This window comes from Microcoleus sp. F10-B2 (assembly GCF_036704965.1).
Taxonomy (GTDB): domain Bacteria; phylum Cyanobacteriota; class Cyanobacteriia; order Cyanobacteriales; family Microcoleaceae; genus Microcoleus.
Genome location: NZ_JAUBTB010000001.1, coordinates 160,895 through 173,212, shown reverse-complemented (window position 1 = coordinate 173,212; position 12,318 = coordinate 160,895). Strand labels below are relative to the sequence as shown.

Sequence of the window (12,318 nt, the reverse complement as noted above, 5' to 3'; positions counted from 1 at the left end):
TGGTCGATCGCCCAACGGTGGCTGGTAGTCATTACCTCTATAAAATCATAAAATGTTCAGCACAATTCTGAGATGGGTAATTAACCGTCGCTGGCTAGTCGTTGTCGCCACGATTATTGTTAGTCTGTGGACATTTTCTATCATCCCCCAAATGTCCCTTGATGTCTTCCCTCCTTTTGCACCCCCGCAAGTCGAAATTCAGACGGAAGCACCGGGACTCGCGCCGGAAGAAATCGAGTCTTTAGTAACACTGCCGATCGAAAGTGCAATTAATGGAACTCCTGGGGTGACAGCAGTGCGATCGTCTTCGGCTGTGGGCCTTTCTGCGGTTAAGGTAATCTTTGATTGGGGAACTGAAATTTATCAAGCGCGGCAGTTGATCACAGAAAGGTTGCAGCAAGCGCAAAGCAAACTCCCGGCTGGGGTAGAAACACCACAAATTTCTCCCACAACTTCTCCTGTGGGCACTGTTATTACCTATGCTTTTACGTCAGAAACTACTCCTTTGATGGAAGTGCGGCGTCTTGTTGACTGGCAAGTCACAAATCGGCTTTTGGCAGTGACTGGCGTTGCTCAAGTGGTGGCTTATGGAGGCGAAGAAAGGCAGTATCAAGTATTAGTAGAACCTGCCAAGTTGAAAGCTTTTAATGTGTCTTTGCAGCAAGTAGCTGAAGCGGCGGCGGCTGCGAATGTTAACGCGCCGGGGGGGTATTTAATTACGCCGGATCGAGAAACTTTAATCCGGGGGGTGGGGCGGATTGAGTCTCTGGAAGATTTGCAGCAATCGGCGATCGCCTCTCGCCACGGAACACCCGTCAGAATTAGTGATGTGGCTGATGTCAAGATTGGTGCTGCAATCAAGCGGGGCGATGGCAGTTTTAACGGCAAAAAAGCTGTGATTGTGATGGTAAACAGACAGCCAGTTGCTGATACTCCGACGGTAACGAAAGCGGTTGAGGCAGCAATGGCTGAGGTGCAGCAAGCTCTGCCAAAAGATATTAAAGTTACTGTGACTTTTCGACAGGAAGAATATATTAATTCCTCGGTGGAGAATGTGCGATCGGCTTTAGTTGAAGGTAGCATTATCGTCACCCTGATTCTCATCCCGTTTTTGATGAATTGGCGCACTCTGGCGGTTGTTTTGCTAGATTTCTTTCTGACTTGGCTGTTGGCGCTGCTGGCGATGTATTGGATGGGGCTGGGGCTGAATACGATGACTTTGGGGGGTTTGTCCGTGGCGATCGGCACTGCGATCGACGATGCGATCGTCTATGCGGAAAATACCTACCGCAATTTGAGAGAAAATACGTCTTCTCTTCATCCGCGCCCGGTGATGGATGTGATTTTTGACGGCAGTCAAGAGGTGCGCGATTCGTTAATTGGAGCGACTGTTATTGGCATTGTGGTGTTTTCGCCAATTTTTACTTTGCCCGGTGTAGAAGGTCGCATTTTTACGCCGATGGGGATTACTTATCTGGTAGTTGTGGTGATTTCTAGTCTGGAATCGCTGTTAATATCTCCGGCCCTTTGCGCTATTTTATTGCCTAACAAACGTATGAGTGGTAAAGAACCTTGGTTGCCGAGATTTTGCAAGCATATTTATCATTCTTGTATCAGGATATCAATGCGTTATTCGGCGATTATTTTAGCTTTTGCTGCTGCTAGTATGGTGGTGGCATTAATTATTTTGCCCTCCTTTGGACGGGTGTTTTTGCCGGAGTTTCAGGAGCAAACTTTGGTGAATACTATTCAGCTTTATCCGGGGGTGTCTTTGGAGACAACAGATAGCGCGGCTTTTGCGATCGAAGATGCACTTAAGGATGATACCAGGTTTCAATACGTGCAAGTGCGATCGGGCAGAGCTCCGGGTGATGCTGATGCTGCGGGAGTTAATTTGGCTCACATTGATATTGGTTTAAGCGAGGAGGGCATGAAAAACAGGCCGAAAACTTTGGAAGCGCTGCGGCAGGAGTTTGCTAAATTGCCGGGAGTTGCACCAAATATCGGCGGTTTTATTTCTCACCGGATGGATGAGGTTTTATCTGGTGTCAGAAGCCAGATTGCTGTCAAAATCTTTGGCCCGGATTTGGATCAGCTTCGCAGCATCGGTGCCAAAGTTGAAGAGCAAATGAAAACAATTGAGGGAATTGTGGATTTGCAACTCGAACCGCAGGTGCCAGTGCAACAAATTCAAATTAAGTTTAACCGTCAAGCTGCGGGTAGATACGGTTTGAAAATCGGAGAGCTTTCTGAAATAATTGAGATAGCTTTAAACGGCAAAGTTGTTTCTCAAGTTTTGGAGGTGCAGCAAACTTTTGACTTAGTTGTTTGGTTGCAGCCGGAAGCCCGAAATAACTTAGAAACTATTCAGAATTTGTTGGTTGATACTCCAAGCGGTAACAAGATTCCCCTCGCCCAAGTTGCGACTGTTAAATACGGTACGGGCCCCAATACAATTAACCGCGAGAATGTTTCTCGCTTGATTGTAGCGGCGGCTAATGCTAAAGGTCGAGATTTGCGATCGGTTGTGAATGAAATTCAAGCTAAAGTCAAACGAGAGGTAGAGTTGCCTTTTGGCTATTTTATCCAGTACGGCGGTCAATTTGAAGCTGAGCAAAGAGCTTCGCAAAATATTATGATATTTAGTGCGATCGCCTTTTTGGTAATTACAGTATTGATGTACTTGTCCGTCAAGTCCCTTCCTTCAACTGCTATGATTATGATTAATTTGCCGATCGGATTAGTAGGAGGAGTAATTGCGGTAGCTTTGACTGGCGGCATCATCTCTGTAGCTTCCCTGGTTGGCTTTGTCACATTATTCGGCGTTGCTACCCGTAACGGCTTGCTTTTAGTAGACAACTACAACACTAAATTTGCTGAAGGACTGCCTTTTAAGGAAGCAATTATTAAAGGTTCGATGGAACGGCTCAACGCCATCCTCATGACCGCTTTAACTTCAGCTTTGGGTTTAGCACCTTTAGTATTTGAAGGCGGGGCGGGCAAGGAAATTTTGCAACCGCTGTCTGTCGTAGTTTTAGGAGGGTTATTTACTTCTACAGCCTTAACTCTGTTAGTTTTGCCAGCTTTGTATGCTCAATTTGGGCATTTTTTACGACCTCAACAACCTCAGCCAGTTATTGAAGACGGGAATGTAGTTAAGGTGTGATATTTTCTAATTATTGTCAGTTAGCAAGGAGTCAAACCAATGAAATCGCTCAAGTCTAGCTTAGTTATTCTCGGTAGTGTCGGATTGCTGTTTTTGGGAGGTTGCAGTAAAGGCGACCAAGCAAGCGATCCAAATAGCACTCCAGCCTCCCCTCCTGTCGCCTCTCAACCTGCGTCTTCAGCCCCCGCCACTCCTCCTGCAACAGCAACTAAAGGGGGACAAGTTGTAAAGTCTGGAGCTTACTATTTAGAGTTTGTACCTGAAAAAGAAGCTACCGGAACTCATTTAGATGTTTTTTTGCAAAAAGGGGAGAAAAAGGAACCAGTTCCTAATGCCAAAGTGACGGCTCAAGTGCAGTTGCCGAATGGAAAGCAGCAAACCCTAGCTCTCAAGTATGATGCTGAGGGCAAACATTACGCTGTGGTGTTTCCCGGCAAAGATGCAGGAAGTTATCCCGTGAAAGTTACTGCGGATATTAACGGAGAAAAAGTTGACGGTCGTTTTACATTCAATCAATAGATAGCTGATTTCCTAATGCGCTCTAACTTAGGGGCGCATTAGTTATTAGCCACAAACAACTGCCTCCTGCATTTCGACTACAAAGCCGATCGTATTTCGATCGCACTTAGTTTCCTATTTCATTAACTGAGTTTTTTTGAACGGGAAAAACACTCTACCTGCCAAACTTTGAAAGTAAATGCCGCCGACGGTAATTAAAAAGACGAAATAAGCCATCGCCTGCACGACATATAGCTTATCCGTGTAGCCAAACAGCGCACTCAACAACAAACCGGGAAACTTTTCTTCGGGAAGCAGTTGCGAGGTATTCCAGACCATCGGCCCGAGAATGCAAGAGTGGATTTTAGTAAATCTTTCGTAATAGAAACACAGTGCTGCTGATTCGCGATTTGTTTGCGATAAAATATTCATCGCGCTGTCAAAAAGTCCCAAAGTAGATACCACTAAGCCTGCTACAATGAAGAGCAATAAAATGCCCATATATTTGAAAAACAGGCGGATATTAATTTTGACTCCCCATTTAAACAGCAGGACACCAAGTCCGGTGGCTGAGAGAATGCCCGCCAAAGCGCCGAGGGCTGGAATAATGCCTTGTTGAAACTTGGCGACGACAAACAAAACAGTTTCAAACCCTTCGCGCAAAACAGCAATAAAAACTAAACTAAATACGCCCCAACCGGCATGAGAGTTTTGCGTTAAAGCAGCACTTACAGCGCCTTCAACTTCGGCTTTCATAAATCGCGCTTGCTTGGTCATCCAAATCAGCATCCAGCTCAGCATTGCTATTGCTATCAGCCCAAAGATTGCTTCTAGCAGCAATTCCATAATCGGTGCAAAAGGCTGATTGGATGCGGACAAAATTTGCATCGTCCAGACCAACAGTACACCTATCAAAGCGCTGGCAATAAGTCCAACTCCCACCCCCCCAAAAACCCAAGGGCTTAAATAGCTTTGTCGTGATTTTTTGAGGCAAGCTAGAACAATTCCGACAACTAAGGCGGCTTCGACTCCTTCGCGGAGGGTAATTACAAATGTGGGCAATGCTTCGCCAAAATTCATTTTTTTATGGTGGGAATGAGAGTGGTTAATGAGCGAGGTAATTGGCAGATTATTTACCAATTACCGCTCTTGATGAGAGTGGTGTTTTTAGGATGCTGGTTTGAGAACTTTTTGGCTGTCGCTTTCGATCGCTTTAACTAGCTGGTTGACTTGTTCGGTTGTTTTTACGGGGGCGGGGGGTGCGATCGCAGTTGGCCAATTTGTCTTCAGTTCATTCATGTTTGCAACAATTGCTTTGTCAATTTCGGGGCTGGTTTTAGCCACTTGCTCGGCAATATCTTTGTACAGCATTTCCGCGTACATGACAAAACCCCGCGAATCTTGATATTCAATAATTGCGGAAATTTTGCCGTTAGCAACTGCCGCTCCGTATTCGGAATTAGCTGTATCCAGCAAGCCGTTAATCACTTGCAGCACGAATTTCGGATCTTTTCGCTGCGTTTCGGGAAGGGCGGCAATTGCTCCATCTACAGCTTGCATGGATGTGGTAAATTCCGCATTCACTTGAGCCGGATCTTTTGCACCTGCTTTAACTAAATCCTGCAATTTAATTAAAGTAGCCTTAAATTCGGGAATTTTACGCTCGTTTAGCTGATCTTCCACATCGGCATAAATTTCTTCGACTGGATGCCCGATGTGCGGTTCTGCCTGGTCTGGTTTGCCTTGATCCAAGAGTTCTTGGGCTACGAAAAGATGCCCTTTCATCAAGCCGAGTTTAGTCATGTAGTCTACATCTTTGGGTTCGCCTGTCAGCACCACATTTTCAATAGTTACCAAGTCTTTGATTTGGTCGAATTGGGCTTGAGTAATGACATTTTTTGAAACCAATTCTTCGACTTTCCCGTAAGGGCGGCTGGCTTGAATTTTGTTAGAAAGTGCCGGTACTCCTAACTTGGCTTCGAGTTTATCTAACTCTGAAAGAATGGCAGTATTGATGTTGATGCCGCCTTTGCCGCCGTGGTTCATGCTGTGACCGCTTGTGGATGCGGGACTGGCTGTGGCAGCGGGTGAGGATGTGCTGTCGGTGTTGCTGGCTGTGGGGGAAACGCAACCGGTCAGAGCAACGAGGATGGCTGTAGCAGTGGCGGTCGGTAATAAGCGAAAGGATGGTAACATGGCAGTTGCTAATTTTTACTTTAGGTGCATTTGGACTCACAAGTTATTAAGAATAATTCTCAACTTGTGAGCTATTCATTCTACCTATTTGCGATCGAGCTTGTCAAATAATTTCATACTTTATTTGAATCGGCGCACCCTGGTAGCAGGATGCGGTTTAAGTGATGACTTCAAATACACCCATGCAGCCAGCTTCGGCGATCGCATCTTGATGGGGATGAAACATATATTTTCCAGGGTAGCCGTAAGTAAATTCTAAGATATGTCTTTCAGCTACTCCCATGGTGATGACATCAGTTCTTTCACTGGGAGTTAAAGTCATTCCCGTGCGATATACGTCAAAAAAGTTGGCGTGCAAGTGGAACGTTACTGCTGCTTCGTACTCAATCAGGTTGAGAACGTAGAGCCGGATTAACTGATTTTTGTAAATAGGTATCGGGTTATTCATATAATAATTGGGCAACCCGTTAAAAGCGTAAAGTTCATTCTTTTCGTCCTCGTTTACGTCATATCCCCCCATAATTAACATGATTTCATCAGCGGGAGGACGGGGTTTTGGCGGATCGATGATGAACATTCCATAAAGTCCTTTACCGATGTGGCGTGTTACGGGAGCAATATGGCAGTGATATAGATGCACTCCGTAAGGATTAGCATCGAATTCATAAATAAATACCGAACCGTTTCTCACTGGTTTAACCCCATCCATTTCTGTGGGGTGAATGCCGTGAAAGTGCAGCGAGTGAGAATGTCCACCTTTGTTAGAAAAGATGACGCGGATACGATCGCCCTCTGTTGCCCTTAATGTCGGCCCCGGCACGCGATTATTAACGTTCCAGGTGTTGAAAGTGACGGCGCTGTTAAGTTGGACGATCGAAGTATTAGCTTCCAGGCGAAATTCCCGAACCGTGCGCCCGTTTTCGCGCGTCACCGTGCCGTAATCAAAATCCCGCGCAATTTGCATCGGGTTGATATTGCTGACGGTGAGTGCATCTGCCGGGATTGGCGGAATTCTCGCCACTGATGTCGGTTTGCGAGTCAAGTTTTGAAGTGCGATCGCGCTGCCCGCTACCCCAGCACCAGCTATTCCTAGCTGTAGCAGTTGGCGGCGACTCCAGCGCCCCGGCTTTTTCATGCCGGGACGATCGGATAAATCTGTCATACTTATTGAAAAATTTTCTCAAATATTCACTCGTGGTTGATTATAAGACATTACCAGCTTGTTGTCAATTATTGTCAACAGTTCTCTTTTTCTGCGAATTCAGAAAATTTCATGCTGATTTCATCTCAGTATGTGAGCTTAAAGATTGGGGTAGATGCTGCCGATCGCTAACAATGTATAAGGATTGACCGCTATAAATTAGAGTTATGAGAGTTTTGCTAGTTGAAGATGAGCCAGATTTAGGAAAAGCGATCGAGCGAACCTTAAAGCAGGAAAAATATATAGTTGATTGGGCTTTGGATGGCAGTGAAGCTTGGGAATATTTAGACAGTCACTGGATGCAATATAACCTGGCTATTTTTGACTGGTTGCTACCAGGATTGTCAGGATTGGAACTGCTACGGAGATTGCGTGCTAAAAATAGCGCTCTGCCAGTTTTGATGCTAACAGCAAAAGACCGAATGGAAGATAAAGTTTCGGGACTAGACGCCGGAGCTGACGATTATTTAGTTAAACCGTTTGGCATGGCGGAACTATTAGCTAGATTGCGGGCTTTGCAAAGGCGATCGCCCCAAATTCAACCGCAACAGCTACAGGTAGGAAATCTGGTTTTGGACTGCGGAAATCGAACTGTGTGCCATCTCGATAGAAGTGGTAACAGCCAGATAATTTCTCTAACAAACAAAGAGTTTCAACTGCTAGAATACTTTATGAAACATCCCAACCAAATTATCACCACTGACCAAATTCGGAATCAGCTATGGGAGGCGAGTGCAGATACCTTTAGCAATGTGGTAGCAGCTCAAGTGCGCTTGCTGCGGCGAAAACTTGAGTCTGTTGGCGGCACGAATTTAATTGAAACTGTACACGGCGTCGGATACCGCATGAGAAATTAAAGCGGTAGGGGCAACAGCGGGCGGATTATATCTCGTTTCCAGTATCTGGCTATAATATAGAAAACTCGATCGTCAAAATGACTGCTATGAAAGATTTAATCCAACAAGAGTTAGAAAAGCTCGATCTAGAACAACTCAAACAAGTATTTGAATTTATTGCCTTCCTAAAATTCCGTGCCCGATTAGCTACTATTCCAGCAATCGATGAAACTAACTTAGCTGCACTCTACGGCGAATTTGCCGAAGAAGACCGACAACTTGCGGAACTCGGAATAAGCGAATATGCAGAACTCCTAAAACATGAGGATTTGGCATGACAGTCAGACGAGGTGAAATCTGGATTGCAGCCCTAGATCCTACACAAGGTTCCGAACAGGCAGGTGTACGTCCCATAATTATTTTCCAGAACGATACTATTGCGAGATACACGACTACTGTTATCAGTATTCCTCTAACAACTAATCTGCGCCGTGCTTCTCTCCCTTCATGTGTTTTCATTCCCAGCGGTGAGGGAGGATTGACTCAAGATTCCGTTGCATTGTGCCATCAAATGCGAGTTTTGGATAAAACACGCTTGCGAAATAAAATTGGTGAAGTTAATTCAGATATCTTGGTAAAATTAGAAAATAATGTATTATTTACCTTGGGATATTTACCTTAAAAAAGAGCGCTAGACTCAATGTGAATCAAAATAAACTATTTAACCGAACGCGCTGGCAATTAGCCATTTCCTATGCAGCAGTAATGGGTTTGATTTTAAGCTTGCTGGGATTTGGCGTATATAAGGCGATCGCCCACGCTCACTGGGTAGCCATAGACCGCGAATTAGAATCGGTAGCGGGGACGCTACACGACAGCCTAGAACTCAAATTGCAGCAGCCCGGACGCTTGGAACCCATAGTAAACGAACTTTTGCCCAACCTCCGCCTAATGGGAGTTAAAGGCATTACAGAACAGTTGCCAAGCCGCCATATTTTAAGCGCTATCAACCAAGGCTATTACTATATTCGTTTATTTGATGATTCGGGCAAATTAATTGCTACCGCAGGCGCTTATCCCGAAGAATTACCACCAGAATTTAACTCCCAATACTGGCAAACAATAACTGACGCCAAAGGCAATGTTTACCACCAAATTTCTGTAGCGCTACACACCCAAACACAGCAAGATTGGGGATATTTTCAAGTTGGGCGGAGCCTGCAAGACTTCAATGATTATCTCAGTACAGTGAAATGGGTTTTGAAATTAGGATTGCCTACAGCATTGATTTTGATAGGCTTTGCTAGTTGGTTATTGGCAGGATTAGCCATGAAACCGATTTATTCTTCCTACCGACAAATTCAACAGTTTACAGCGGATGCAGCTCATGAATTGCGGACGCCTTTAGCGGCTTCGCAGGCGACAGTAGAATCAGCGCTGTTGACGCCTCAATTAGATGAAAAAGAAGCGCGGGAAATTTTGCGGACGATCGATCGCCAAAACCGACGACTGACTCAGTTAGTGGCTGATTTGCTGCTGCTGGCTCGGATGGATAATCAAGCGATACGCGATCGCCCTCAATTGTGTTGTTTGAATGACCTGGTTAGCGATTTAGTCGAGGAATTGGCAGCAATGGCGATCGCTTCTAAGGTAGCGTTAACATCCGAAGTGCGAGTGCAGCAGCAATTAAATGTTGTCGGCAATTCCGACCAACTTTATCGCTTAGTTGCTAATTTAATTGTTAATGCCATTCAATACACTCCGGCGGGCGGGAAAGTAACAGTTATTTTAGATTGCACCCACCAGGAGGCGATCGTTCAGGTTCAAGATACCGGTATTGGGATCGCGGCGGCAGATTTAGATCGAATATTCGATCGATTTTACCGAGTCAACAGCGATCGATCGCGCCATACTGGCGGTTCGGGACTGGGATTGGCGATCGCCCAAACCATCGCCCGCGCGCACCGGGGCAGCCTCAGCGCCCGCAGCGAATTGGGTTCCGGCAGCACCTTTCTCTTGCAGTTACCTTTGTGAGCTACTATGTGAGGGAAACTGACATCTTGCACCATGTTCGAGAACAGGCTTTCGGGCCTGTGAAGCGAAGAGTGATTCTTGTTGTGGGGTGGGCATCCTGCCCGCCAGTGAAAGGCTTATTGACAATTGTGCAAGATGTGGGGAAAACCGAATCATCTTTTTGTGGTAATCCCTTTTGCAGAAGAGATCACGATCGCCGAAAATAATTAAATAGCTATTTCTCAGCAATTAGCAGTCATCAGAGAGAAAAATTATGACAGTTTTAGAACAGGGAACAATCTCAATCCATACCGAAAATATTTTCCCGATTATCAAGAAGTCGCTATATACTGACCACGAAGTCTTCTTGCGGGAATTAATTTCTAACGGCGTCGATGCCATTGCCAAACTCAAAATGGTTTCCCGTTCCGGCGAATACAGCGGCGACATGGGCGAACCGCAAATCAACATAGCGATCGACAAAGAAAACAAAACCCTCTCAATTTCCGATAACGGCATCGGCATGACCGCCGATGAGGTAAAAAAATACATCAACCAAGTCGCTTTCTCCAGCGCAGAAGAATTTATTCAAAAATACCAAGGCAGCGGCGACGACGCAATCATCGGTCACTTCGGCCTAGGTTTCTACTCTTCTTTCATGGTGGCGAAGAAAGTAGAGATTGATACTCTTTCTTACCAAGAAGGCTCCCAAGCAGTACACTGGTCTTGCGACGGTTCTCCCGCTTTTGAACTATCAGAATCTTCCCGCACGGAACGCGGCACTACTATTACTCTTACCCTCCAAGACGAAGAACAAGAATATGTAGAACCCAGTCGCATTAAGCAGTTAATCAAAACTTACTGCGATTTCATGCCCGTTCCCATCAAATTTGAAGGAGAAGAACTCAACAAGCACAAAGCAATTTGGCGGGAATCAGCCAGCAATTTGCAAAAAGAAGATTACTTAGAACTTTACCGCTACCTTTACCCGTTCCAAGACGAGCCGCTGCTGTGGGTACACCTGAATACAGATTATCCTTTTATTGTCAACGGCATTCTTTACTTTCCAAAACTGCGGCCGGATGTCGATGTTACCCAAGGCAATATTAAGCTATTCTGCAACCAGGTTTTTGTCAGCGACCACTGCGAAGAAATTATCCCGAAATTCTTGATGCCGCTGCGGGGAGTTATTGACAGTACCGACATTCCGCTGAACGTTTCTCGCAGTTCTTTGCAAAGCAATCGCACTGTACGGAGAATCGCTGATTATATTGCGAAAAAAGTGGGCGATCGCCTGAAAGAACTCTACCGCGACGACCGTGACGAATACATCCGCTGCTGGCAAGATATTGGCACTTTTGTCAAGTTTGGAACTCTCAACGATGACAAGTTCAAAAAGCAAGTCGAAGATATTTTAATCTACCGCAGCACTTACGAACCAACAGCCGACAAGCCAGAAACTGCAACGCCCGAAGTTCAGGTGCAAACAGAGGAAGGAGATTTGTGGCAAGATGTCACTCCGAAGTCGGAAAAGTCTAGTTCCACGCAGCCTTACACGACTCTAAAAGAGTATTTGGAACGCAATCAAAAACGCCACGAAAATCGGGTGTTTTATTGTACAGATCCGGCGTCTCAAGCAACTTACGTTGCTATGCACAAAAGCCAAGGTTTAGAAGTGCTGTTTATGGATTCTTTCATCGACACGCACTTTATCAGCTTCTTGGAAAGAGAATACTCAGATGTCAAATTCTCGCGGGTTGATGCCGACATCGACGAAACGCTAATTGACAAAGAGAAAGAAGCGGAAATTGTCGATCCTGCGACGAATAAAACTCGCAGCGAACAAGTTAAAGAAATGTTCCAAAAAGCTCTCAATAAGCCGAAAGTGAACATTCGCACAGAAGCTTTGAAGTCTGACTCTGCGGAGGCGACGCCACCTGCGATCGTACTTTTGCCGGAAGCTTTGCGCCGGATGCGCGACATGACGGCGCTGTTGCAGCAGCAAGCGGCGGAATTCCCCGAAGAACACGTTTTGTTGGTGAATACCTCTCACCCGCTGATTCAAAATTTGGCTAGTTTGAGTCAGGGTGCGATTATTCAAGGTGGCGGCGAGTCTCCGTCTGCCGAGTTGGCGAGTATGATTTGTCACCACGTTTACGACTTGGCTTTGATGGCCCAGAAGGGTTTCGATGCTGAAGGGATGAAAGAGTTTGTCGAGCGCTCGAATCAAGTCTTGACAAAGTTGACTGAACGTGCTATGTAATTAACCCCCCCCAACCCCCCCTTGCTAAGGGGGGGAGCAAGAGTTTATTTTTGTTAGTAGGAGCAGGAGCTTTACCTAATCAGTTTATTTCTGTTGGTCAAGGGGGAGCAAGAGTTTATTTCCCTTGCTGAGCGGGCGATCGGGG

The 12,318-nt window shown here is 45.7% G+C and carries 10 protein-coding genes; 7 read left to right on the top strand and 3 right to left on the bottom strand.

Translation table 11 applies throughout. The features are described from left to right. Positions 1-52 precede the first annotated feature (52 nt). Both QUA99_RS00770 and QUA99_RS00765 read left to right on the top strand, forming a co-directional pair. The gene (locus tag QUA99_RS00770) at positions 53-3,166 is read left to right on the top strand and encodes an efflux RND transporter permease subunit (protein ID WP_333234515.1); all 3,114 of its coding nucleotides are present in this window, start codon (positions 53-55) and stop codon (positions 3,164-3,166) included. A gap of 39 nt (positions 3,167-3,205) precedes the next feature. Next, on the top strand, positions 3,206-3,685 hold the full coding sequence (locus tag QUA99_RS00765) for a hypothetical protein (protein ID WP_333234514.1): 480 nt from the start codon (positions 3,206-3,208) through the stop codon (positions 3,683-3,685). 114 nt (positions 3,686-3,799) lie between these two features. Here QUA99_RS00765 and QUA99_RS00760 read toward each other — a convergent pair whose 3' ends face one another. From QUA99_RS00760 to QUA99_RS00750, 3 genes are all read right to left on the bottom strand, one after another. Continuing rightward, complete coding sequence (locus QUA99_RS00760) at positions 3,800-4,744, bottom strand: FTR1 family protein (RefSeq protein WP_333234513.1); 945 nt, start codon at positions 4,742-4,744, stop codon at positions 3,800-3,802. 87 nt (positions 4,745-4,831) lie between these two features. Continuing rightward, on the bottom strand, positions 4,832-5,860 hold the full coding sequence (locus QUA99_RS00755; protein ID WP_333234512.1) for a helix-hairpin-helix domain-containing protein: 1,029 nt from the start codon (positions 5,858-5,860) through the stop codon (positions 4,832-4,834). Positions 5,861-6,017: 157 nt separating this feature from the next. Next, positions 6,018-7,022 carry a multicopper oxidase domain-containing protein gene (locus tag QUA99_RS00750; protein WP_333234511.1) on the bottom strand — a complete coding sequence of 335 codons (1,005 nt, stop codon included), beginning with the start codon at positions 7,020-7,022 and terminating at the stop codon, positions 6,018-6,020. A 206-nt stretch (positions 7,023-7,228) separates the two neighbouring features. On the opposite strand from QUA99_RS00750, the gene rppA reads away from it, so the two are divergent. From rppA to htpG, 5 genes are all read left to right on the top strand, one after another. Continuing rightward, positions 7,229-7,918 carry a two-component system response regulator RppA gene (rppA, locus tag QUA99_RS00745; RefSeq protein ID WP_333234510.1) on the top strand — a complete coding sequence of 230 codons (690 nt, stop codon included), beginning with the start codon at positions 7,229-7,231 and terminating at the stop codon, positions 7,916-7,918. 86 nt (positions 7,919-8,004) lie between these two features. After that, a complete protein-coding gene (locus QUA99_RS00740) occupies positions 8,005-8,235 on the top strand; it encodes a hypothetical protein (protein WP_333234509.1) in 231 nt (76 codons plus the stop codon). Further along, the gene (locus tag QUA99_RS00735) at positions 8,232-8,579 is read left to right on the top strand and encodes a type II toxin-antitoxin system PemK/MazF family toxin (protein WP_333234508.1); all 348 of its coding nucleotides are present in this window, start codon (positions 8,232-8,234) and stop codon (positions 8,577-8,579) included. The genes QUA99_RS00740 and QUA99_RS00735 overlap by 4 nt, the downstream gene beginning before the upstream one ends. 20 nt (positions 8,580-8,599) lie before the next feature. Continuing rightward, positions 8,600-9,931 carry a two-component system sensor histidine kinase RppB gene (gene rppB / locus QUA99_RS00730; protein ID WP_333234507.1) on the top strand — a complete coding sequence of 444 codons (1,332 nt, stop codon included), beginning with the start codon at positions 8,600-8,602 and terminating at the stop codon, positions 9,929-9,931. 253 nt (positions 9,932-10,184) lie between these two features. Continuing rightward, entirely contained in the window at positions 10,185-12,173 is a 1,989-nt protein-coding gene (htpG, locus tag QUA99_RS00725) for a molecular chaperone HtpG (RefSeq protein WP_333234506.1), read from the top strand. The last annotated feature ends 145 nt before the right edge of the window (positions 12,174-12,318 follow it).